The organism is Pseudomonas sp. LY-1, from assembly GCF_053502595.1.
On record NZ_CP094353.1, the window covers coordinates 5,623,590 to 5,645,799 of the forward strand.

At 60.9% G+C, this 22,210-nt stretch carries 20 protein-coding genes; 8 read left to right on the top strand and 12 right to left on the bottom strand.

Annotated elements, in window-relative coordinates; all coding sequences use genetic code 11:
- The first annotated feature begins 141 nt into the window (after positions 1 to 141).
- The gene (mprF, locus tag MOQ67_RS25760; protein WP_253398584.1) at positions 142 to 2,784 is read left to right on the top strand and encodes a bifunctional lysylphosphatidylglycerol flippase/synthetase MprF; all 2,643 of its coding nucleotides are present in this window, start codon (positions 142 to 144) and stop codon (positions 2,782 to 2,784) included.
- The gene (locus MOQ67_RS25765) at positions 2,784 to 4,064 is read left to right on the top strand and encodes a virulence factor family protein (protein ID WP_253398586.1); all 1,281 of its coding nucleotides are present in this window, start codon (positions 2,784 to 2,786) and stop codon (positions 4,062 to 4,064) included. Before mprF ends, MOQ67_RS25765 begins: the two co-directional genes overlap by 1 nt.
- Positions 4,065 to 4,182: 118 nt before the next feature.
- On the opposite strand, the gene recJ is transcribed toward MOQ67_RS25765, so the two are convergent.
- Positions 4,183 to 5,892: a single-stranded-DNA-specific exonuclease RecJ gene (recJ, locus tag MOQ67_RS25770; RefSeq protein ID WP_448675696.1), complete on the bottom strand. Its 1,710-nt coding sequence runs from the start codon at positions 5,890 to 5,892 to the stop codon at positions 4,183 to 4,185.
- Between the two features lie 57 nt (positions 5,893 to 5,949).
- Positions 5,950 to 6,492 carry a YaeQ family protein gene (locus MOQ67_RS25775; protein WP_247396803.1) on the bottom strand — a complete coding sequence of 181 codons (543 nt, stop codon included), beginning with the start codon at positions 6,490 to 6,492 and terminating at the stop codon, positions 5,950 to 5,952.
- Between the two features lie 148 nt (positions 6,493 to 6,640).
- Here MOQ67_RS25775 and MOQ67_RS25780 point away from each other — a divergent pair, with 148 nt between their 5' ends.
- Both MOQ67_RS25780 and MOQ67_RS25785 read left to right on the top strand, forming a co-directional pair.
- Positions 6,641 to 7,840, top strand: a complete 1,200-nt coding sequence (locus tag MOQ67_RS25780) for a CaiB/BaiF CoA transferase family protein (RefSeq protein ID WP_253398596.1) — start codon at positions 6,641 to 6,643, stop codon at positions 7,838 to 7,840.
- Positions 7,841 to 7,856: 16 nt separating this feature from the next.
- Positions 7,857 to 8,726: a TIGR02285 family protein gene (locus tag MOQ67_RS25785; protein WP_253398598.1), complete on the top strand. Its 870-nt coding sequence runs from the start codon at positions 7,857 to 7,859 to the stop codon at positions 8,724 to 8,726.
- A 170-nt stretch (positions 8,727 to 8,896) separates the two neighbouring features.
- On the opposite strand, the gene MOQ67_RS25790 is transcribed toward MOQ67_RS25785, so the two are convergent.
- Positions 8,897 to 9,181, bottom strand: coding sequence for a DUF3509 domain-containing protein (locus MOQ67_RS25790; RefSeq protein ID WP_247396797.1), 285 nt, complete (start codon positions 9,179 to 9,181; stop codon positions 8,897 to 8,899).
- Positions 9,182 to 9,494: 313 nt separating this feature from the next.
- Here MOQ67_RS25790 and MOQ67_RS25795 point away from each other — a divergent pair, with 313 nt between their 5' ends.
- Positions 9,495 to 9,716: a hypothetical protein gene (locus tag MOQ67_RS25795; RefSeq protein ID WP_253400439.1), complete on the top strand. Its 222-nt coding sequence runs from the start codon at positions 9,495 to 9,497 to the stop codon at positions 9,714 to 9,716.
- A gap of 95 nt (positions 9,717 to 9,811) precedes the next feature.
- Here MOQ67_RS25795 and thrC read toward each other — a convergent pair whose 3' ends face one another.
- The 9 genes from thrC to ffh all read right to left on the bottom strand — a co-directional run bounded on the left by thrC (position 9,812) and on the right by ffh (position 18,303).
- A complete protein-coding gene (thrC, locus tag MOQ67_RS25800) occupies positions 9,812 to 11,221 on the bottom strand; it encodes a threonine synthase (protein WP_253398599.1) in 1,410 nt (469 codons plus the stop codon).
- 67 nt (positions 11,222 to 11,288) lie between these two features.
- Positions 11,289 to 12,593 carry a homoserine dehydrogenase gene (locus MOQ67_RS25805; RefSeq protein WP_247396790.1) on the bottom strand — a complete coding sequence of 435 codons (1,305 nt, stop codon included), beginning with the start codon at positions 12,591 to 12,593 and terminating at the stop codon, positions 11,289 to 11,291.
- Between the two features lie 129 nt (positions 12,594 to 12,722).
- Entirely contained in the window at positions 12,723 to 13,454 is a 732-nt protein-coding gene (locus MOQ67_RS25810; protein ID WP_010207987.1) for a thioredoxin fold domain-containing protein, read from the bottom strand.
- Between the two features lie 156 nt (positions 13,455 to 13,610).
- Positions 13,611 to 14,507, bottom strand: coding sequence for a site-specific tyrosine recombinase XerD (gene xerD / locus MOQ67_RS25815; protein ID WP_253398601.1), 897 nt, complete (start codon positions 14,505 to 14,507; stop codon positions 13,611 to 13,613).
- A 223-nt stretch (positions 14,508 to 14,730) separates the two neighbouring features.
- Complete coding sequence (rplS, locus tag MOQ67_RS25820) at positions 14,731 to 15,081, bottom strand: 50S ribosomal protein L19 (protein WP_054593850.1); 351 nt, start codon at positions 15,079 to 15,081, stop codon at positions 14,731 to 14,733.
- 45 nt (positions 15,082 to 15,126) lie between these two features.
- Positions 15,127 to 15,900: a tRNA (guanosine(37)-N1)-methyltransferase TrmD gene (gene trmD, locus MOQ67_RS25825; protein ID WP_448675697.1), complete on the bottom strand. Its 774-nt coding sequence runs from the start codon at positions 15,898 to 15,900 to the stop codon at positions 15,127 to 15,129.
- Complete coding sequence (rimM, locus tag MOQ67_RS25830) at positions 15,882 to 16,418, bottom strand: ribosome maturation factor RimM (protein WP_253398603.1); 537 nt, start codon at positions 16,416 to 16,418, stop codon at positions 15,882 to 15,884. Before rimM ends, trmD begins: the two co-directional genes overlap by 19 nt.
- Positions 16,419 to 16,423: 5 nt before the next feature.
- Positions 16,424 to 16,675, bottom strand: coding sequence for a 30S ribosomal protein S16 (gene rpsP, locus MOQ67_RS25835; protein ID WP_003175899.1), 252 nt, complete (start codon positions 16,673 to 16,675; stop codon positions 16,424 to 16,426).
- A gap of 251 nt (positions 16,676 to 16,926) precedes the next feature.
- Complete coding sequence (gene ffh, locus MOQ67_RS25840; RefSeq protein ID WP_253398610.1) at positions 16,927 to 18,303, bottom strand: signal recognition particle protein; 1,377 nt, start codon at positions 18,301 to 18,303, stop codon at positions 16,927 to 16,929.
- Between the two features lie 219 nt (positions 18,304 to 18,522).
- On the opposite strand from ffh, the gene MOQ67_RS25845 reads away from it, so the two are divergent.
- The 3 genes from MOQ67_RS25845 (at position 18,523) to MOQ67_RS25855 (ending at position 22,167) form a co-directional block, all read left to right on the top strand.
- Positions 18,523 to 19,335, top strand: a complete 813-nt coding sequence (locus MOQ67_RS25845) for a cytochrome C assembly family protein (RefSeq protein ID WP_253398618.1) — start codon at positions 18,523 to 18,525, stop codon at positions 19,333 to 19,335.
- Between the two features lie 12 nt (positions 19,336 to 19,347).
- Complete coding sequence (locus tag MOQ67_RS25850) at positions 19,348 to 20,586, top strand: transporter associated domain-containing protein (protein ID WP_253398625.1); 1,239 nt, start codon at positions 19,348 to 19,350, stop codon at positions 20,584 to 20,586.
- Between the two features lie 270 nt (positions 20,587 to 20,856).
- Positions 20,857 to 22,167, top strand: a complete 1,311-nt coding sequence (locus tag MOQ67_RS25855) for an MFS transporter (RefSeq protein ID WP_448675698.1) — start codon at positions 20,857 to 20,859, stop codon at positions 22,165 to 22,167.
- Positions 22,168 to 22,210 lie beyond the last annotated feature (43 nt).

A 22,210-nucleotide genomic window follows, 5' to 3' on the forward strand; every position in this document is an offset into this window, starting at 1 on the left:
TAGGCTTAATCCTTCTACGACCAATGGCCGCAGTCGCCGCATCCGGTGATCCGCGTTAATATTTGTAATTATTTTGTCCATAGGGATTGGTAACTTGGCTGGATACCCCCATCCTGTCGCGCACAATCCACGAGGTGATTGATGCGCGCCAACTCGTCTGAACCACAAGACTCCGTCACAGCGACACAACCGATCACTCCCACCCGTTTGCGCTGGCTGGATCTGTTAAGCAAGTATCGGCAACCCATCGGGCTGGCCGTGACGCTGCTGCTGTTCGCAATCGCCCTGATCGCCTGCCGACACCTGCTGCTGGAACTGGATCTCTACGCCCTCCACGACTCGATCCTGGAAGTGCCCAAACCGGCCTTGCTGGGCGCGTTAGCTGCCGCCATCGGCGGTTTCATCATTCTATTGGGCTATGAGTTTTCCGGCGCGCGCTATGCCGGGGTGAAACTGCCCGCCAAGACCCTCGCCCTCGGCGGTTTTACCGCCTTTGCCATCGGCAACGCCATTGGCCTGTCGATGCTCTCAGGCGGTTCGGTGCGTTACCGTTTATATGCGCGCCATGGCATCGGGGCTTCGGAAGTCGCCCACATGACCGTGTTCGCCAGCCTCGCACTGGGCTGCGCCCTGCCGCCGCTGGCTGCATTGGCCACCTTGAGCAACTTGCCCGCCGCTTCCGCCGCCCTGCATGTGTCGCAAGGCTTGCTCGGCGCTATCTCCGGTGCCGTGTTGCTGCTGTCGGCCGCGCTGTGCATCGGTATTTATCGCCGGCGCCTGCCAGAACAACCCTACCCGGACAACCTGCTGGTCAAGATTGGCCGTCGCACCCTGCGCCTGCCCGGTCGGCGCCTGACGCTCCTGCAACTGATCATCACCGCCCTGGACGTCGCCGCTGCCGCCACCGTCCTTTATATGCTGCTACCGGAAGCGCCACCCTTCGGCCCGTTCCTGCTGGTGTACCTGCTGGCGCTGGCCGCCGGCGTACTCAGCCATGTGCCGGGTGGCGTCGGGGTGTTCGAGGCGATCCTGCTCGCGGCCTTTGCCGACAAACTCGGTGCCGCGCCATTGGCCGCCGCCCTGCTGCTGTATCGCATGATCTATGTGGTGCTGCCGCTGCTGATCGCCTGCGTGTTCCTGTTGATCAACGAGGCCCAGCGCCTGTTCCAGACCCAGCAGAGTCTGCGCGTGGCTTCGGGCCTGGCAGCGCCGGTGCTGGCCGTACTGGTTTTTTTGTCCGGCGTGGTCCTGCTGTTTTCCGGCGCTACGCCGGAGATCGACTCACGCCTGGAAAACATCGGTTTCCTGATTCCCCACCGCCTGATTGACGCCTCGCACTTTGGCGCAAGCCTGATCGGCGTGTTGTGCCTGCTGTTGGCCCAGGGTCTGCGTCGACGCTTGTCGGCGGCCTGGATGTTGACCATGGTGCTGCTGCTGACCGGCGCCCTGCTCTCACTGCTCAAGGGCTTCGACTGGGAAGAAGCCAGCCTGATGACCATGACTGCGGTGTTGCTGGCGATCTTCCGCCGCTCCTTCTACCGCGCCAGCCGCTTGACTGAATTGCCGTTCTCGCCGCTGTACCTGGTGGCCAGTGTGTGCGTGCTGGGAGCGTCTATCTGGCTGCTGCTGTTTGCCTATCAAGATGTACCGTATAGCCACCAATTGTGGTGGCAGTTCACCCTCGACGCCAACGCCCCGCGTGGCCTGCGCTCGCTGCTGGGGGCTGCGGTGCTGCTGGTGATCGTGTCGCTGACCTGGCTACTGCGTACCGCGCGCCCGGTGATCCACCTGCCGACGCCGGAAGAAATGGAACGCGCCACCAAGATCCTGATGGCCTCATCGCAACCCGACGGCGGCCTGGCGCTGACCGGCGACAAGGCGCTGCTGTTCCACCCCAACGACGAAGCCTTCCTGATGTACGCCCGTCGCGGGCGCAGCCTGGTGGCCCTGTACGACCCGATCGGCCCGACCCAACCCCGTGCCGAGATGATCTGGCAGTTCCGCGACCTGTGCGACATCCACCATGCGCGCCCGGTGTTCTACCAGGTACGCGCGGAAAACCTGCCGTACTACATGGACATCGGCCTGACCGCGATCAAGCTGGGCGAAGAAGCCCGCGTCGACCTGAAACGCTTTGACCTGGAAGCCAAGGGCAAAGAGATGAAGGATTTGCGCTACACCTGGAACCGTGGAACCCGGGACGGCTTGTCCCTGGAAATCCACGAACCGGGCACGGCGCCGATGGACGAACTCAAGGTCATTTCCGACGCCTGGCTGACCGGCAAGAACGTGCGGGAAAAGGGCTTTTCCCTGGGACGTTTCAGCGACGACTACCTCAAGCACTTTCGCATCGCGATCATTCGCTTCGAAGGGCACCCGGTGGCCTTCGCCAACCTGCTCGAGACCTACAACCACGACCTGGCCAGCCTCGACCTGATGCGCGCCCACCCCGACGCGCCTAAGTTGACCATGGAATTCATGATGGTCGGCCTGATTCAACACTATAAGAATCATGGTTATGCTCGCTTCAGCCTCGGCATGGTGCCATTGTCGGGCCTGCAACCTCGCCGTGGCGCGCCGCTCACCCAACGCCTGGGCTCGATGGTGTTCCGTCGTGGCGAGCAACTGTATAACTTCCAAGGTTTGCGCCGCTTCAAAGACAAGTTCCAGCCTGACTGGGAACCCCGTTACATGGCCGTGCCCGCAGGACTTGATCCGCTGGTGGCACTGGCCGATACCGCCGCCCTGATCGCGGGCGGCTTGACTGGATTGGTGAAACGCTGATGATTCGACGCTCCTGGCGGTATGTATTGGCTTCTGTGGTGGTGCTCGCCGTAGCCCTGGGCGGCGGCTATTGGTACTGGAACCGCCCTGCCCCGCAGCCGACCCTGGAGCAGTTGCCCCAGGCCGATGGCTCGGTGATGACCCGCGTAACCCCCGCCGGCACCCCGAAAGCCCGCGTGGCCGTGGCGGTAATGGCCGACGAGACCCTGACCGACAGCCAACTGATTGCCCTGAGCCAGGGCGGCAAAGCGCAAATCGTCCAGGTGATCCTGCCCAAGGATGACTGCACGCTGCAGCAACAGGCACTGCAAGGCGCCCTGAGTCAGCTCAAGGGCCCCGCGACGCTGGTCAGCGGCATCGGCCCTGGCGCCGCCCTCGCCTGGCGCTGGCTGGCCACACAGAACAACGACAAGGCCAATGCCATCTCCGTCGGCTTCGCCCTGGTACAGGAAGGCTGTAAAGACCCACTGCCAAAGACCGCCGCCCACGGCAACTGGCTGGTGGCATGGAACGACAACCCTGACGATGAAAGCGCCAGTTTCGTGCGCGACACACCCCGCGCCACCACCAGCATCAGCGACTACGACATTCACTACCCGCAAGTGCTGAATAACGAACTGCGCAAGCAACTGGTGGGTTCGGACAACGGCGGCCTGGCGATTCCGGTCGTGGAAGTCCCCGCCGGCCAGGCCAAGGACACCGTGACCCTGTTCCTCTCCGGTGACGGCGGTTGGCGTGACCTCGACCGCGACGTCGCCGGTGAAATGGCCAAGATCGGCTACCCGGTCGTAGGCATCGACACCCTGCGCTACTACTGGCAGCACAAGACCCCGGAGCAAAGCGCCAAGGACCTCAGCGAGCTGATGCAGCACTATCGGCAGAAATGGGGCACCAAGCGCTTTGTGCTAACGGGTTATTCGTTCGGCGCCGACGTATTGCCGGCCATCTACAACCGCATGCCGGAAAACGAGCAGCAGCGCGTCGACGCAATCATCCTGCTGGCGTTCGCACGCACCGGCAGCTTTGAAATCGAAGTGGAAGGTTGGCTGGGCAACGCCGGCAAAGAAGCCGCGACCGGCCCGGAAATGGCCAAGCTACCGGCGGACAAGGTGGTGTGCATCTACGGTGCCGAAGAGGTCGACGAGAGCGGTTGCACCGACAAGACCGCCGTGGGCGAAGCGATAAAACTACCAGGCGGGCACCACTTCGACGAGAACTACCCGGCGCTGGCCAAGCGCCTGGTGGATATCATCGTCAAGCACCAGGCCAAGACCGAGTAATCCTACGCTGTACGCAAAACCCAATGTGGGAGGGGGCTTGCTCCCGATAGCGATAGGTCAGTCATACCGCTATCGGGGGCAAGCCCCCTCCCATATTGGTTTGTGGTGTGGGTTGGAACTAGCGCGGTTCGATATGCGCAATCATCAACTGCACGGTTTCCTGGCCACGGAACTCGTTCACGTCGAGCTTGTAGGCCAACTCCACCCAACGCACGGTCGGGTTCGGCCAGACCTCACGGTCCACCCCAAACGCAATACCGTCGAGTTTCACTGACCCGCATTCGCTCTTGAGCACCACTTTCAGGTGCCGCTCCCCCACCACACGCTGCTCTACCAGCTGAAACACCCCATGAAACAACGGCTCGGGGAAGTGCTGCCCCCATGGGCCGGCATGCCGCAGCGCGCGCGCCAACTCCAGGTGAAACTCTTCCACCGCCAGGGTGCCGTCGGACAACAGCCGCCCGGTCAAGTCTTCTTCGCGCAGTTGCCGACGCACTTCGGCATCAAAGGCTTCGGCAAACAAGGGGAAGTTCGCCTCGGGCAATGTCAGGCCGGCCGCCATGGCGTGGCCGCCGTATTTGCTGATCAGGTTGGGATGCTGGCTCGCCACCACCGCCAGCGCATCGCGGATGTGAAAGCCCTGCACAGAACGGCCTGAGCCCTTGAGCAGGCCATCACCGGCGTCGGCAAAGGCGATGGTCGGACGGAAATAGCGCTCTTTCATGCGCGACGCCAGAATCCCGATCACGCCTTGGTGCCACTCCGGGTCGAACAGGCACAAGCCATACGGCATCGACTCCAGCGGCAAGTCCTTGAGCTGGGCCAGGGCTTCGCGCTGCATGCCTTGTTCGATGGATTTGCGGTCCTGGTTCATGCCGTCCAGTTGCGCGGCCATTTCCCGTGCGGCGGCGAAATCCGTGGTGAGCAGGCATTCGATGCCCAGGCTCATATCGTCCAGGCGACCGGCGGCATTGAGCCGTGGCCCGAGGATAAAACCGAGGTCGGTGGACGTGATGCGAGCATGGTCACGCTTGGCCACTTCGAGGATCGCCTTGATCCCCGGCCGCGCGCGACCGGCGCGGATGCGCTCCAGGCCCTGGTGGACCAGGATGCGGTTGTTGGCGTCCAACGGCACCACGTCGGCGACGCTGCCGAGGGCGACGAGGTCGAGCAACTCGCCAAGGTTCGGCTGCGGTTTGTTCTCGTACCACCCCAAACTGCGCAAACGGGCACGCAGGGCCATCAATACATAAAAGATCACCCCGACCCCGGCCAACGCCTTGCTGGGAAACTCACAGCCCGGCTGGTTGGGGTTGACGATGGCATCCGCCGCCGGCAATTCATCCCCCGGCAAGTGGTGGTCGGTCACCAGCACTTTGAGCCCCGCCGCCTTCGCTGCCGCCACGCCTTCGACGCTGGAGATGCCGTTATCCACGGTGATCAGCAACTGCGGCTCGCGCTGCAGGGCCACGGCGACGATTTCCGGCGTCAGGCCGTAGCCGTATTCGAAGCGGTTGGGCACCAGGTAGTCGACATGGGCCGCACCGAGCAAGCGCAGGCCCAGGGTGCCCACCGTACTGGCGGTGGCGCCATCGGCGTCGAAGTCGCCGACGATAAGGATGCGCTGGCGTTGCTCCAAGGCCGTCACCAGCAGGTCTACCGCCGCGTCGATGCCCTTGAGTTGTTGATAAGGGATCAACCGCGCCAGGCTCTTGTCCAGTTCGGCCTCCGTCTCTACCCCACGCGCGGCGTAGAGGCGGGTCAACAGCGGTGGCAGTTCACCGAGAAACGGCAGGACAGCAGGTAACGGGCGGGGATCGATACGCATGGGACGCTGGGGAATTCTCTGTAGGGGAAATATTAGCGGCAGGCTTCAAGCGCTAGCTCAACCGCGCTCGCCGACCAGCCATTGCAGTTGCACTTCGTGCTGGCCGCGGTCGTCGGTGACGAAGATCGTGCCTTCGCTGATCATCACGTCCCACTTGATCACGCGGGGCATGTCCTTGGCCAAGGTCTCGAGGACTTCTTGCGGTACGGCAGCGATGTGTACGTTTTTCAGGTTTTTCGCCACCGGAACCACTTTGCCTTCCCACACACGCAGGCTGCCGTAAGCCAGCAGACTGGTGCGTTCGGTGCGACGCGAGCACCAGGTCAGGCGGTCGGCATCGGGCTGGCCAACTTCGATCCAGTGCAAAACCCGATCATCCAGACTTTTTTCCCACAGGGCTGGCTCGTCTACATCTGACAGACCACGGCCGAACGACAGTTGCTCGTTGTACCAAAGGGCGTAGGCCAGCAGGCGCACGGTCATGCGCTCTTCGGTTTCCGAAGGGTGGCGGGCGATGGTCTGTTTGACGCTCTCGTACACCGAGCGATCGAGGTCGGTGAGGTTGAGTTCGAATTTGTAGGTCGTGGACGGCTGGGCCATGAACGGACTTCTAGAGACAGGAAAAGGCTGGCAGTCTAACCGATGGCGAGGCTATTCAACGAATGCTGCGCTGCATCATCCTTATCCCTGCGCCCCTCGGCTATGTTAAAAGGCATTACACCACTGTGCTGCGTATGAAAGGTTCCTCATGTCGTTTAACGCCAAACCGCTTGCCGGCCTGAAGGTCATCGAACTCGGCACCCTGATCGCCGGCCCGTTCGCCTCACGCATTTGCGCCGAGTTCGGCGCCGAAGTGATCAAGGTCGAATCCCCGGACGGCGGCGACCCGCTGCGCAAATGGCGCAAGCTGTACGAAGGCACCTCGTTGTGGTGGTTCGTGCAGGCGCGCAACAAAAAATCACTGACGCTGAACCTCAAACACCCGGACGGCCTGGCGATCCTCAAGCAGTTGCTGGCGGACGCCGACATCCTGATCGAAAACTTCCGCCCCGGCGTCCTGGAAAAGCTCGGCCTGAGCTGGGACATCCTGCACGCACTGAACCCGAAGCTGGTGATGGTGCGCCTCTCGGGCTTTGGCCAGACCGGGCCGATGAAAGATCAGCCGGGGTTTGGCGCGGTCGGCGAATCGATGGGCGGGCTGCGTTACATCACCGGTTTTGAAGACCGCCCGCCGGTGCGCACCGGTATTTCCATCGGCGATTCCATTGCCGCCCTGTGGGCGGTGATCGGCGCGCTGATGGCGTTGCGACACCGCGAGGTCAACGGCGGGCTGGGCCAGGTGGTTGATGTGGCACTGTATGAAGCCATCTTCGCCATGATGGAAAGCATGATCCCGGAGTTCGATGTGTTCGGGTTCATTCGCGAGCGCACCGGTAACATCATGCCCGGCATCACACCGTCCTCGATCCACACCAGCGCGGACGGCAAGCATGTGCAGATCGGCGCAAATGGCGATGCGATCTTCAAACGCTTCATGTCCGCCATCGGCCGCGAGGATTTGGCCAACGACCCGCAATTGGCCAGTAATGACGGGCGTGACGAGCGCCGCGACGAGCTGTATGGCGTGATTGATCGCTGGGTCAATTCGCTATCGCTGGAACACGTGATCGAGCAGCTCAACAAGGCTGAGGTGCCGGCCAGCCGCATCTACAGCGCCGAAGACATGCTCGGGGACCCGCAATTTCTGGCGCGGGAAATGTTCCTCAACGCGCAACTGCCCGACGGCAAGGCCTTCAAGATGCCAGGTATCGTGCCCAAGCTCTCCGACACGCCGGGCAGTTGTGAGTGGGTGGGGCCGCAACTGGGCGAACACAACAGCGTGGTACTGGGAGAGTTGGGCTATGACGCGGCTGCCATCATCCGCTTGCGTGAGCAAGGAGCGATCTGATGGTGCGCTCAAGATAGTGGCTCGCCGTTGGCTGTTGCGCCTGTGCGCCCCTTTGCTGGGACTTTTGCCGCTGCCGACCCAGGCGGCGCAAACCTTGATCTGGCTGGTGCGAGACCTGCCACCACTGACGATCTTCGACGGTCCGCAAAAAGGCCAGGGCGCCATCGACGAATTGTTGCCGATGCTGATGGAGCACCTGCCGGAGTATCAGCACCAGGTCCAGCACGTCAACCGTGCCCGGAGCATGCAGATGCTCCAGGCGCCCTCCCTCACCTGCGACCCTACCCTGATGTGGACGCCGGAGCGGACCCAATGGATTGTATATTCCGACCAGGCGTTTTCCGTGGTGAGCAATGGCGTGGTCGTCCGCCAGCAAAACCGGGACGTGTTGGCGCCCTTTGTTGCGCAAGGCAAGGTCGACCTGGAAGCGATGCTACGGGACAAGAGCACACGCCTGGGCATCATCGCCGAGCGCAGTTACGGGCCATTCATCGACGGCATGTTGCGGCATGGCGACACGCACAATCGGGTGATGCACTACGGCAACGACGCCTTGGGCAGCCTGCTGCAAATGCAGCGCCTGGGACGCCTGGAAGGGGTACTGGGTTACTGGACCGAAATTCGCTATCACGCATTGCAGCAAGGTATTGATCCCGAGGCGCTGGCGTTTTATCCGATTGCCGGCACCACGCCCTATCAGCACATCCATATCGGCTGTTCGGATACGCCCGAGGGGCGCCAGGTCATGGCGCGTATCAACCAGTTGCTGGGCGACCTGCCGCAGGCGCAGTTGCTACGTTCCTACGCGTCATGGCTCGACCCGGCCCTGCGTGAGCAATACCTGCTGGACCATCAGCGATTCTATGAAGAAGCACCCACCCCGTGATAAATCGCGGGCAAAAAGAAACCCCGAAGAGTGGGGAGACACTTCGGGGTTAAACGTGGCCTACAAAGACCAGTACAGCAAGTCACAAACACCGGAGCACAATGTCTGCTCTTGCTGTTACTAAATCAGACCAGCCACGCAGTAGGAAGTTTCCGCGGATAAACAATTCTTCATGCGAGGGCGCTGCTGCGGGTCTGGGCAGCATTGCGCAAGGCGGCGATCACCGAGGGTTCCAGGCGCCCTTCGGCAATTTTCAGGTCGCGCAGCAGGCAATCCACGACATCCACCAGCACGCGCTTGTCGGTCAGTTGCGCCCGGTCGACATCACGCTCGACCACGATAGCACCGGCAGGATTCTTTACGGTCACCAGGCACTCGCCCTGCACACCGGCGGTGGTCAGCGTAACCTGATAAGGGCTCAGCGCTTCTTCGAGCAATAGGCGGATACTTTCCATTTCGATCACCACTGAATAGTTCGGGAACAATCGCTTCAACGGGGGCTGCCTCTCTCCTAAGTGACTGGTTGTGACGTAGGAAAGTTCGCTTTTTCGTCTTTATGGAGCCGTCAGGGAGTGACTTGATCCAGCATGCGCTTGCAACATGACAACGAAAAAACGGCCGCACATAACTGCTTACCCAATGGGTTGCCGTTTCAGGGTTCGCCCTGCAGCGCGGCTGAGGGTGAACCCTATACTCAGTAAGCGCTGATCACGCTGTCACACAGCTAGAAGTGCATGTCAAAGGCCCTTATTGCTAAGGATGAACATGATGGTGGAACACAACGAACAACAAGCGTCGATGGAGAAGATGCATGCTGACGTATCTCGCATCTATGCCGAAATTTCACGCATGCATGCCGAGCAAGGCAAGCTCAACGCGGAGTCCTTGAAGATAACCTGTGAGACGTTTTGGTACCCCATGGGTGTAGCGATGGCCGTTGTCGCAACAATTGCTTCAATCACCGGAATGGCCATTAAATTACTGTTGTAACCAGCACACTGTCGGGCCTGCCAGAAAAAAAACGCCGCTGACCCAAGGAAGGGAAAGCGGCGTTTTTGTCTGCGCCGAAGCGCCAGCAGTTTGCCTTACAGCGGCTTACCACGATTGCCATGCTGGCTGACAAACGCCTGCATCGCCTTCAAGTCATTCGGCAGCACGGTGCAACGTTCTTCGCGCTCGAACAAGTCGGCCAGATGCTCCGGCAACTCCAGCGCCTTGCCAACACCCGCTTTCTCCACCGCTTCCGGGAATTTGACCGGGTGCGCGGTGCCGAGGATTACCATCGGAATGTCCAGGCTGCGACGGCATTCGCGCGCGGCCTTCACGCCGATAGCGGTGTGCGGGTCCAGCAGTTCGCCGGTCTGGGCATAGACTTCAGCGATGGTTTCGCACGTTTGCGCATCGTCCACGGCCAGGGAGTCGAACAGCTTGCGGGTTTCGGTCCAGCGCTCTTGATCGACGCTGAAACCACCACCGCTCTTGAAGCTGTTCATCAGCTCGGCGATGGCAGCGCCGTTGCGACCGTGCATGTCGAACAGCAGGCGTTCGAAGTTCGACGACACCATGATGTCCATCGACGGCGACAGTGTGGCGTGCAGGGTTTCCTTGACGTACTGGTTGCCGCTCATGAAGCGGTGCAGGATGTCGTTGCGGTTGGTAGCGACGATCAACTGGTTGATCGGCAGGCCCATGTTGCGCGCCAGGTAGCCGGCGAAGATATCGCCGAAGTTGCCGGTCGGCACCGAGAACGACACCGAACGTGCCGGCCCGCCCAACTGCAGCGCGGCGTGGAAGTAGTAGACGATCTGGGCCATGATCCGCGCCCAGTTGATCGAGTTCACCGCGACCAGGCGCGTGCCCTTGAGGAAGCTCTGGTCAGCAAAGCTGTTCTTGACCATTTCCTGGCAGTCGTCGAAGTTGCCTTCGATGGCGATGTTGTGGATGTTCTCACCAAAAATGGTGGTCATCTGCCGACGCTGTACTTCCGACACACGCTTGTGCGGGTGCAGGATGAAGATGTCGACGTTTTCGCAATGCTTACAGCCTTCAATGGCCGCCGAGCCAGTATCACCGGAGGTGGCGCCGACGATCACCACGCGCTCGCCGCGCTTCTCCAGCACGTAATCGAGCAGGCGCCCCAGCAGTTGCAGGGCGAAGTCCTTGAACGCCAGGGTCGGACCGTGAAACAGCTCAAGGACCCACTCGTTGCCATTCAGTTGACGCAGAGGCGCGATGGCGCTGTGGGAAAACACGCCGTATGTCTCTTCCAGGATCTTTTTGAAATCCGCATCCGGAATGCTGCCGGTGACGAACGGGCGCATCACCCGGAACGCCAGTTCGTGATACGGCAGGCCGGCCCAGGAAGCGATTTCTTCCTGGGTGAAGCGTGGCAGGTTTTCCGGCACGTACAGGCCGCCGTCGGTGGCAAGGCCTGCCAACAGGACGTCTTCGAAATTCAGGGCCGGTGCCTGGCCGCGGGTGCTGATGTAACGCATGACTGGCTCCTCAAAAACATTCTCGAACAGAGGCCGCCGATCGCACGGGGCCCCTGGAACAAATCGGTTAGTTCAGGTGTTCGACGCGAATCCGTACCACCGGCCCCACTACGCCTTGCAAGGCTTCCAGGGCGGTGATGGCATCGTTGATGTGCTGCTCAAGCACGCGGTGAGTCAGCAGGATCATCGGCACCTGGCCGTTCTGCTCCTCGACTTCCTTCTGCATGATCGACTCGATGTTGATGCCGCGCTCCGACAAGATGCTGGCAACCTGGGCCAATACGCCCGGGTGATCCTTGGCCTGTATCCGCAGGTAGTAGGCGCTTTCGCACGCTTCGATCGGCAGGATCGGGTGGGCCGACAGCGAATCCGGCTGGAAGGCCAGGTGCGGCACGCGGTTTTCCGGGTCGCAGGTCATGGCGCGAACCACGTCCACCAGGTCGGCGATCACCGACGAAGCGGTCGGCTCCATGCCGGCGCCGGCGCCGTAGAACAGGGTCGAACCGGCGGCGTCACCGTTGACCATCACGGCGTTCATCACGCCATTGACGTTGGCGATCAGGCGGTCGGCCGGGATCAGTGTCGGGTGTACACGCAACTCGATACCGGCCGGTGTGCTGCGCGCCACGCCCAGGTGCTTGATGCGGTAACCCAGGGCTTCGGCGTAGTTCACGTCGGCAGTGGTCAGCTTGGTGATGCCTTCGGTGTAGGCCTTCTCGAACTGCAACGGGATACCAAAGGCAATGGACGCGAGGATGGTCAGCTTGTGCGCCGCGTCGATACCTTCAACGTCGAAGGTCGGGTCGGCTTCGGCGTAACCCAGGGCCTGGGCTTCGGCCAGCACGTCTTCGAAGGTACGACCCTTCTCGCGCATTTCAGTGAGGATGAAGTTACCGGTGCCGTTGATGATGCCGGCCACCCAGTTGATGCGGTTGGCGGACAGGCCTTCACGGATCGCCTTGATCACCGGGATACCGCCAGCCACCGCGGCTTCGAACGCCACGATAACGCCCTTCTCACGCGCCTTGGCGAAGATCTCGTTGCCATGCACGGCGATCAGCGCCTTGTTGGCAGTGACCACATGCTTGCCGTTTTCAATCGCCTTGAGCACCAGCTCGCGGGCCACGGTGTAGCCGCCTACCAGCTCGATGACGATATCGATGTCAGGGTTGGTCGCCACGGCGAAGACATCGTTGGTAATCGCAATACCGGTCGTTTCGAACTGAGGCTTTGGCGAACGCGTGGCAATCTGCGCCACTTCAATCCCGCGCCCTGCACGGCGGGAAATTTCTTCAGCATTACGCTGAAGTACGTTTAAGGTGCCGCCACCGACGGTCCCTAACCCACAGATGCCTACTTTGACCGGTTTCACTGAAGAACTCCCCATGAAACGGCCGACGCGAGGTCGGCCGTGGAAAACAGCCGCACAACCGCGGCTTTCAATTAATGGCCCATCGACTTATCGAAGGGCCATGATCGTCAAAGGTTCGACGATGCTGGTTTATTTGGCACTCAGTGCCAGTTTGGCAACTTGCGGTGCCGGCTGATAGCCCGGAATTACCTGGCCGTCAGCCAAAACGATGGCCGGTGTACCGTTCACACCAATGGACTGGCCCAGGGCAAACTGCTTGGAAACCGGATTGGCGCACTTGGCCGCCTTGATTTCCTTGCCGTCGACCATCTTGTCCATGGCCGCTTTCTTGTCGGCCGAGCACCAGACTGCCTGCAACTGCTCGTCACCCGGCGAGCCCAGGCCCTGGCGCGGGAACGCAACATAGCGCACTTCCACACCGAGCTTGTTCAGCGCCGGCACTTCGGCGTGCAGCTTATGGCAGTACGGGCAGGTGGTGTCGGTGAACACGGTAATGTGCGTCTTGGTCTCGCCGATGGCCGGGTAGACCACGGTTTCAGCTACCGGAATGCCGTTGATCAGCTTGGACACGCCCAGCCGCTCGGCTTTCTCGGTCAGGTTGACCGGTTTACCGTCCTTCAACTGGAACAGGTAGCCCTGGACAATGTACTGGCCGTCGGCACTGGCATACAGCACGCGGCTGCCCTTGAGCTTGACTTCGTACAGGCCGGCCATCGGGCTGGCACTGATGCTTTCGATCGGTGTATCGAGTTGCAGGTTGGCCAGGCTCTTGCGAATGGTCTGCTCGGCAGCGTCATCGGCGAAGGCAAAGGTGGAAACCAACGCAATGGCTGCGGCGGCAATAATCTGGGTCAAGCGCATGGGAACTCCTGAAGGCAGATGCAGGGACAGGCGTGCGGAACACCGATCTGAAAACACGGGGCTGTAATCACAAGTCACGCCGTACCCTTTGCTAACCGGCAAAGCCTACCACAGTTGGGCCGCAGGGCAGCCCGTGGCGGGATAATTTGGCGGTTTTCAGCCACGCGGATGGTGCTTGGCATGCATATCCTGCAAGCGCGCTCGTGCCACATGGGTGTAGATCTGGGTTGTGGATAAGTCGCTGTGGCCAAGGAGCATTTGCACCACGCGCAAATCCGCGCCGTGGTTGAGCAAATGCGTGGCAAATGCATGGCGCAAAGTATGCGGCGACAGGCTCTTGCCGATCCCCGCCACCTTGGCCTGGTGCTTGATGCGGTGCCAGAAGGTCTGGCGGGTCATCTGCTCACCGCGCAGACTGGGGAACAGCACATCACTGGGGCGCCCACCGAGCAGCTCACCGCGCGCATCGCGCATGTAGCGCTCGACCCACACAATCGCTTCTTCCCCCATCGGCACCAACCGCTCCTTGCTGCCCTTGCCCATCACCCGCAGCACGCCCTGGCGCAGGTTGACTTGCTCAAGGGTCAGGCTGATCAGCTCGGTCACCCGCAGGCCGCAGGCGTACAGCACTTCGAGCATGGCACGGTCGCGCTGGCCAATGGCTTCGCTCAAGTCCGGGGCGGCGAGCAAGGCGTCGACATCGGCTTCCGACAAGGATTTGGGCAATGGCCGACCCAATTGCGGCATATCGACCTGTAACGTCGGGTCGAGGGCGATGAGTTTTTCCCGCAGCAGGTAGCGATAAAAGCCACGCACACCAGAAAGGAATCGGGCTGTGGAACGCGGCTTGTAGTTCTGCTCCAGACGCCAGGCCAGGTGATCGAGGATCAACTCACGTCCGGCATTGATCAGCTCCAGGTTTTTTTCCTGCAACCAGCCGTTGAACAGGGCCAGATCGCTGCGGTAGGCCTGGCGGGTGTTGTCCGACAGGCCTTTTTCCAGCCATAGGGCGTCGAGGAAGCGGTCGATCAGAGGGTGGTCGATGGCGGGCATGTGGGCTCAGGTTGACGACTGGATTGTCTGGTAGATCCTATCGCAGGCGAGCCAGCTCCCACATGGGATTTGTGTCGCGCATCGATTTTATGACCATTGATAATCAAATGGGGGATTTGGCTTGCCTGCGATAGCCGCGACTCGGCCTCGGATCAGCCAACAAATTCCAGGCACAAAAAAAGCAGCCCGTAGGCTGCTTTTTTTCTGCATCGGGAAGCTGGACTTAAACCAGTTTTTCCTTGATGCGAGCTGCTTTACCGGACAGGTCACGCAGGTAGTACAGCTTGGCTTTACGCACGTCACCGCGACGCTTAACGGCCATGCTGTCGATTTGCGGGCTGTAGGTCTGGAAAGTACGCTCTACGCCAACACCGTTGGAGATTTTACGAACAGTGAAAGCACTGTTCACACCACGGTTACGCTTGGCGATTACCACGCCTTCGAACGCTTGCAGACGCGAACGGTCGCCTTCCTTCACTTTCACCTGAACGACAATGGTGTCGCCCGGGGCAAAGGTAGGGATCTCTTTGGTCATCTGCTCTGCTTCGAGTGCAAGGATGATTTTGTTAGTCATGCTGTGCTCCTAAGGTAAGTCAATGGACCTACCATCGATACGTTGTTAACTATCGTCCCGCGCGAGGATGTATTCCTCGAGCAGCTTCTTCTCTTCTCCAGAAAGCGAGCGGCTTTCCAGAAGATCGGCGCGTCGTTCATAGGTCCGACCAAGGGACTGCTGTAAACGCCAACGCCGGATGTGTGCGTGATTGCCACTTAGCAATACGTCGGGAACACGCTGATCCGCATACACCTCCGGTCGGGTGTAGTGCGGGCAATCCAGCAAACCATCCGTGAAGGAATCTTCCTCCGCGGAGTCCGCATGCCCTAAAGCTCCAGGCAGCAGTCGTGTAACCGCATCTATCAGGACCATCGCCGGCAGCTCACCGCCAGACAGGACATAGTCCCCAATCGACCACTCTTCATCGACATGAGCTTCAATAAAACGCTCGTCAATGCCTTCATAGCGACCGGCAATCAGGATCAGTGCTTCCTCATTCGCCAGTTCGCGTACCGCCGCCTGTTTCAGCTGACGGCCTTGAGGGGACAGGTAAATTACCTTCGCCTTCTCCCCGGCGGCAGCCTTGGCCTGAACCAACGCGTCTTCCAGGGGCTTGACCTTCATCACCATGCCCGGGCCACCGCCAAATGGGCGATCGTCCACAGTGTGATGTCGATCCGTCGTGTAGTCTCGCGGGTTCCAACAGGTGAGCTGCAAGAGCCCCTGTTTCACCGCCCGACTGGTGATGCCGTAATCGCTGATGGCGGAGAACATCTCGGGAAACAAACTGATCACTTCAATGCGCAAATTAGCCACGCTTAGAAGTCCGCGTCCCATTCCACCTTCATCTCGCCCGCGGCCAGGTCGATGGCCAACACGCATTGCTCGGTATAGGGCAATAGGCGCTCGCGATCATCCAGGCTGCCAGCGCAAGGCTTGACCACCATTACATCATTGGCGCCGGTTTCCAGAAGATGATCGATTTTCCCGAACAGTTGCCCGAGTTGATCAATAACCTTCAGACCTTCCAGCTGGTACCAGTAGTACTCGCCGTCGGTCAATTCAGGGAACAGGTTGCGCGGCACGCAGATCTCATAACCGGCCAGAAGACGAGCTTCTTCACGATCATCAAGACCCTTGAGCTTTGCGACCAGGAACTTATCGCTCCCGCGTCCACTGACCAGCTCGACCTGTTTCACATTCCCCTCGCGCTTGAGCGTCCAGGTTTTGTACTGCAACAGGTTTTCTGTCGGATCAGTAAAGGAATACACCTTCACTTCGCCGCGAACGCCATGAACAGAATAAATCTTGCCGATAACGATCAAATCATCAGCAACAGCTGGCGTCGCGTTCATATTGCTCAGGCTGCGGCCTTAGCCGAGTCCTTCAACAACTTGGCAACACGCTCGGAAGGCTGTGCACCAACGCTCAGCCAGTAGGCTACGCGCTCTTGGTTCACGGACAGACGAACTTCTTGACCACGAGCAACAGGGTTGAAGAAACCAACCTGTTCCTTGTGCGAACCGTCACGCGGGTTGCGGCTGTCGGTTACGGTCAAGTGGTAAAACGGGCGCTTTTTGGAGCCGCCAAGGGCAAGACGGATTGTTAGCATGTGAACATCGTTCCTGTAGTCGGTGCTGCAAATCTAAATGCACAGCGGGCATAGGTGCCCGAAAGGCCGCATATTCTAAGGAATATCCGGACTTTTGCAAATGTCTTTTTCTGGCGCCTATCAGCGTGCCATTCAGATCTGCTATAGAGCCGTCGGTTAAAACGGCAAGTCAGCTCCCGCCAGACGGCGGGTTTGCTGGAGATCCCACATCCCTGTGGGTCGGAGCAGGAGCACGCTCCCGCTCGAATACTTTACATTTTCGGCATGCCGCCGCCGGGCAACATACCGCCCATGCCGCGCATCATCTTGGCCATTCCGCCTTTGGCGGAGAACTTCTTCATCATCTTCTGCATCTGCTTGTGTTGCTTGATCAAGCGACCGATGTCCTGCACCTGGGTGCCAGAGCCCATGGCGATCCGACGCTTGCGCGAACCGCTGATCAGCTCAGGGTCGCGGCGCTCGGCCGGGGTCATGGAGTTGATGATGGCTTCCATCTGCTTGAACTGTTTCTCTGCCGCGCCCTGGGCATTGCCCATTTGCGCCAGGTTCACACCGCCCATATTCGGCAGCTTGTCCATCAGGCCGCCAAGGCCGCCCATGTTCTTCATTTGTTGCAACTGATCGCGGAAGTCTTCGAGGTCGAAGCCCTTGCCCTTCTTCAGCTTCTTGGCCAGTTTATCGGCCTTGTCCTTGTCGAGCGTCGCTTCGGCCTGCTCGATCAGGCTGAGTACGTCACCCATGCCGAGGATACGCGAAGCGATACGCTCAGGGTGGAACGGTTCGAGCGCGTCGCTCTTCTCGCCCATACCGATGAACTTGATCGGCTTGCCAGTGATGGCGCGCACCGACAGCGCGGCACCACCACGGGCGTCGCCGTCGACCTTGGTCAGGATCACGCCGGTCAGCGGCAGTGCGTCACCAAAGGCCTTGGCGGTGTTGGCCGCATCCTGGCCGGTCATGGCGTCGACCACGAACAGCGTCTCGACCGGGTTGATCGCGGCATGCAGCGCCTTGATCTCGCCCATCATCTCTTCGTCGATGTGCAGGCGACCGGCGGTATCGACGATGACCACGTCGATGAATTTCAGCCTGGCTTCTTTGATCGCCGCGTTGGCGATATCGACCGGCTTCTGGCTCAGGTCCGACGGGAAGAAGGTCACGCCCACTTCGCCGGCAAGCATTTCCAGTTGCTTGATGGCCGCCGGACGGTACACGTCGGCCGACACCACCATCACGGTTTTTTTCTTGCGTTCTTTAAGGAAGCGCGCCAGCTTGCCGGCGGTGGTGGTCTTGCCCGCACCTTGCAGACCGGCCATCAGCACGACGGCCGGCGGCACGGCGCTGAGGTTCAGGTCTTCGTTGGCCGCGCCCATCAGGCTTTCGAGCTCGGCCTGGACGATCTTCACAAAGGCCTGGCCCGGCGTCAGGCTGCGGGACACTTCGGTGCCGACCGCGCGCTCTTTGACCGAGTTGACGAAGTCCTTGACCACAGGCAAGGCCACGTCGGCTTCCAGCAACGCCATGCGCACTTCACGCAGGGTGTCTTTAATATTGTCCTCGGTCAGCTTGGCCTTGCCGGTTACGTGGCGCAGCGTCTGCGAGAGACGGTCAGTCAAGTTTTCAAACATGCGCGATCCTTTCAGGCCCTATGGTAGACCGAGGTAATGGCGGCCCAGGCTGTGGTAAATCGCTATTAAAAACAGCGCTCGGCGAGCCTGCGGCGTGGGCAGGTCGCGGATTATAGCGAAGACTGCGCACATGCACACCCGCTGTCTGGCCCTGGAGTCTTTCGTGGAACGCAGGTGTATGCCAAACTCAGCGCCTTTCGGGCTTGCCTAACAGGATTTATGCTCCCTTTGTCACCCAGTTTACTACCCAGCCTCGCCGCCGCCTTTTTGTACGCCGCTGCGACCCTCTACCAAGGCACTCGCCTGGCGCAAGGCGCCAAGGCCGACACGCGCCTGCTGGCAGGCCTTGGCGTCCTCGCCCTGCTGGCCCATGCCGCGAGCCTGTTCACCCACTTGATGACGCCGGTCGGCCTGGGCCTGGATTTTTTCAGCGCCGCCAGCCTGATCGCCGCCGCGGTGATCGCCCTCACGCTGATCGCCTGCGCACGCATCCCGGTGGAAAACCTGCTGGTGCTGCTGTTTCCCCTGGGGATGCTGACGGTGCTGCTGGCGCAATTCGCGCCCACCGGCACGGTGCAGGTGATCGATGAAGCACCGGGCATTCTTGCGCACATCCTGCTGTCGATCCTGGCCTACGGCATGTTCACCATCGCGGTGTTCCAGGCGTTGCTCCTGCTCGTGCAGGACCACCAGCTCAAGCACAAGCACCCGTCCGGCCTGATCAAGAACTTCCCGCCGCTGCAAACCATGGAAAGCCTGCTGTTCAGCTTCTTGTGGGCCGGCTGGACGCTGTTGTCGCTGTCGCTGATCTCCGGCTGGCTGTTCGTCGAAAACCTGTTCGCCCAGCACCTGGTGCATAAAACCCTGCTGGCGTGCCTGGCGTGGGTGGTGTTCAGCGTGCTGCTGTGGGGCCGCAACCGCCTTGGCTGGCGCGGGCACAAGGCGATCCGCTGGACCCTGGCCGGTTTCTGCCTGCTGATGCTGGCCTATTTCGGCAGCAAGCTGGTTCGCGAATACATCCTGCATATCTGACGGGCAGCGATCATGGATAACTTGCCCTTAGGGCCGATGCTCGCGGTAATCGCCTTGCTGGTTTTGTGGGCGGCGCTGTTTACCGCCATCGAAGCCGCGCAACAGCACCTGCTGGCCCTGCGCCCCGGTACACGCCAGGGCGACAAGGCCGCCGCCCGCCTGAACTTCCCACGCCACAGCATGATCCTCTGCAACACCCTGTGCCGTGCCGGCGTGGTGATCCTCTGTACCCTGCTGGCGATCTACGCCTGGGCGCAAAACGGCGCGTGGCTTGGCTGGCTGGTCTCCTGCAGCATCCTGCTGGTGCTGGCCGATTACCTACCCCGCGCCCTGGCCACCCGCCATCCGGAAGCGGTGCTGGGCTTCGGCAATGCCCTGCTGGGCGTGCCGCTGAAAATCCTTTATCCCCTCGCCTGGCTGCTCAATGGCATCAGCCTGCTGTTGCTGCGCCCCTTCGCACGCACGCCCGGCGTGGTGAAAAAAAGCGACGAACCGCAGCCCGAGCATGATGACGAACCCGAACCCGAGGCCGATGAAAGTCGCACGCCCGGCATGCCCGGCATCCACGCGCTGGACAACATCACCGTCAACGACATCCTGGTGCCACGCAGCGAAGTGGACGGCATTAACCTGGACGACTCGCTCGACGCGATCATCGAGCAACTGCGCAGTTCCCAGCGCACCCGCCTGCCGGTGTTCCACAGCGACATCAACCAGGTCGAAGCCGTGCTCAACACCCGGCTGATCCAGCACCTGTTGCTGGATGCCAGCCTGACCAAGGAGAGCTTGCTCGCCGCCTGCTACGAACCCTACTTCGTCCCGGAAAGCACGCCCCTGCAACTGCAGTTGCTGAACTTCCACAAGCAGCAGCGGCGCCTGGGCATGGTGGTGGACGAGTACGGCGAAGTGCTGGGCATCGTCACCCTGGAAGACATTCTTGAAGAAATCGTCGGCGAATTCGAAAGCGAACAGAGTGCTGACAACCCGCATATCGAAGCGCAACCGGACGGCCGCTATATCATCGACGGCGCCGCCTCGATCCGCGAATTGAACAAGAGCCTGGGCTGGCACCTGCCCTGCGACGGCCCCAAGACCCTCAATGGCCTGGTGACCGAAGCGCTGGAAACCATTCCCGATTGCGCGGTGTGCCTGAAAATCGGCCGCTACCGCCTGGAAATCCTCGAGACCGAGGACAACCGGGTGAGCAAGGTACTGATCTGGCACACCAGTCGCGTGCCGGTCGCCGCGTAACTCCTCTGACGCAACACACTTCAAACTGTGTGCAGTAGATCGGATTCACCCCCTTGTTGGATGCGCAACCCCCTTCCTATAATCGGGTCGGCTTACCCAAGCCCCGCCCGACCGCGTGCTACCCGCACCGAGCGCGTCCAGGCACCGCCTTGCCATGTCTGACCGGCGTTCGCTCCCATCCCGAGCCGCTCCGCTCACAACCCTGATCCTGGGGTGTTCGACCAATAATAATCCGCGTCCAAACGCGCACTGACCGTCAGGGATACCGCCATGAGCACCACCTATAACGAGGCTGCGACCGCCGCCCCGACCAACTCGACCGCCCGCGTCGCCACCGCAAGCATCGTCGGCACCGCCATTGAGTTCTACGATTTCTATATCTATGCCACTGCGGCCGCGCTGGTGATCGGCCCCGTGTTCTTCCCGCAGACCTCCGGCACCGCGCAGATGCTCGCGTCGTTCCTGACCTTTGGCATCGCGTTCATCGCCCGCCCGCTGGGTTCGGCGCTGTTCGGCCACTTTGGCGACCGCATCGGCCGCAAGTCGACGCTGGTGGCTTCGCTGCTGCTGATGGGGGTGTGTACCACGCTGATCGGCTTGCTGCCGGGGTATGACAGCATCGGCGCCTGGGCCCCGATTCTGTTGTGCGTGCTGCGTTTCGGCCAGGGCCTGGGGCTGGGCGGGGAATGGGGCGGTGCGGCGTTGCTCGCCACCGAGAACGCGCCGAAGGGCAAACGCGCGTGGTTCGGCATGTTCCCGCAACTCGGTCCTTCGATTGGCTTCCTGGCGGCCAACGGCCTGTTCCTGATCCTGGCCATGAACCTGAACGACGAGCAGTTCCGCAGTTGGGGCTGGCGCATCCCGTTCATCCTCAGCGCCGCACTGGTGATGGTCGGCCTGTATGCGCGGCTGAAGCTGCATGAAACCCCGGTATTCGCCAATGCCGTGGCGAAAGAAGCGCCGGTAAAAGTGCCGTTGGTCGAGCTGTTCAGCCAGCATTGGATGCCAGTGCTGCTGGGCGCCGCGTCGATGGTGGTGTGCTATGCGCTGTTCTATATCACCACGGCATTTTCCTTGAGCTACGGCGTGTCGACCTTGGGCTACAGCCGCGAGACATTCCTCGGGTTGCTGTGTTTTGCCGTGTTGTTCATGGGCCTGGCGACGCCGCTGGCAGCCTTGGCCAGCGATCGATTCGGACGCAAACCGGTGCTGATAGTCGGTGCAGTGCTGGCCATTCTGTCGGGTTTCACCATGGAGCCGTTGCTGACCCAAGGTTCGACCTGGGCGGTGGCGCTATTCCTGGCCCTGGAGCTGTTCCTGATGGGCGTGACCTTCGCCCCGATGGGTGCGTTGCTGCCGGAACTGTTCCCGACCCGCGTGCGTTATACCGGCGCTTCGGCGGCGTATAACCTGGGCGGGATCGTCGGCGCGTCGGCGGCACCGTTCTTCGCGACCAAGCTGGTGGCGATGGGTGGGCTGAGTTATGTCGGCGGGTATGTGTCGGCGGCAGCGTTGCTGAGCTTGATTGCGGTGCTGTGCCTGAAAGAAACGCGGGATAACGATTTGAACAAGGTTGCCTGATAGATCGCTATCGGGGGCAAGCCCCCTCCTACACTCGACCACG

What these genes read in the sequence shown, in the direction of transcription:
- mprF (WP_253398584.1), top strand. Translation starts at nt 142, where the DNA reads ATGCGCGCCAACTCGTCTGAACCACAAGACTCCGTCACAGCGACACAA.
- MOQ67_RS25765 (WP_253398586.1), top strand. Translation starts at nt 2,784, where the DNA reads ATGATTCGACGCTCCTGGCGGTATGTATTGGCTTCTGTGGTGGTGCTC.
- recJ (WP_448675696.1), bottom strand. Translation starts at nt 5,892, where the DNA reads ATGCGTATCGATCCCCGCCCGTTACCTGCTGTCCTGCCGTTTCTCGGT.
- MOQ67_RS25775 (WP_247396803.1), bottom strand. Translation starts at nt 6,492, where the DNA reads ATGGCCCAGCCGTCCACGACCTACAAATTCGAACTCAACCTCACCGAC.
- MOQ67_RS25780 (WP_253398596.1), top strand. Translation starts at nt 6,641, where the DNA reads ATGTCGTTTAACGCCAAACCGCTTGCCGGCCTGAAGGTCATCGAACTC.
- MOQ67_RS25790 (WP_247396797.1), bottom strand. Translation starts at nt 9,181, where the DNA reads ATGGAAAGTATCCGCCTATTGCTCGAAGAAGCGCTGAGCCCTTATCAG.
- MOQ67_RS25795 (WP_253400439.1), top strand. Translation starts at nt 9,495, where the DNA reads ATGGTGGAACACAACGAACAACAAGCGTCGATGGAGAAGATGCATGCT.
- thrC (WP_253398599.1), bottom strand. Translation starts at nt 11,221, where the DNA reads ATGCGTTACATCAGCACCCGCGGCCAGGCACCGGCCCTGAATTTCGAA.
- MOQ67_RS25810 (WP_010207987.1), bottom strand. Translation starts at nt 13,454, where the DNA reads ATGCGCTTGACCCAGATTATTGCCGCCGCAGCCATTGCGTTGGTTTCC.
- xerD (WP_253398601.1), bottom strand. Translation starts at nt 14,507, where the DNA reads ATGCCCGCCATCGACCACCCTCTGATCGACCGCTTCCTCGACGCCCTA.
- rplS (WP_054593850.1), bottom strand. Translation starts at nt 15,081, where the DNA reads ATGACTAACAAAATCATCCTTGCACTCGAAGCAGAGCAGATGACCAAA.
- trmD (WP_448675697.1), bottom strand. Translation starts at nt 15,900, where the DNA reads ATGGGACGCGGACTTCTAAGCGTGGCTAATTTGCGCATTGAAGTGATC.
- rimM (WP_253398603.1), bottom strand. Translation starts at nt 16,418, where the DNA reads ATGAACGCGACGCCAGCTGTTGCTGATGATTTGATCGTTATCGGCAAG.
- rpsP (WP_003175899.1), bottom strand. Translation starts at nt 16,675, where the DNA reads ATGCTAACAATCCGTCTTGCCCTTGGCGGCTCCAAAAAGCGCCCGTTT.
- ffh (WP_253398610.1), bottom strand. Translation starts at nt 18,303, where the DNA reads ATGTTTGAAAACTTGACTGACCGTCTCTCGCAGACGCTGCGCCACGTA.
- MOQ67_RS25845 (WP_253398618.1), top strand. Translation starts at nt 18,523, where the DNA reads ATGCTCCCTTTGTCACCCAGTTTACTACCCAGCCTCGCCGCCGCCTTT.
- MOQ67_RS25850 (WP_253398625.1), top strand. Translation starts at nt 19,348, where the DNA reads ATGGATAACTTGCCCTTAGGGCCGATGCTCGCGGTAATCGCCTTGCTG.
- MOQ67_RS25855 (WP_448675698.1), top strand. Translation starts at nt 20,857, where the DNA reads ATGAGCACCACCTATAACGAGGCTGCGACCGCCGCCCCGACCAACTCG.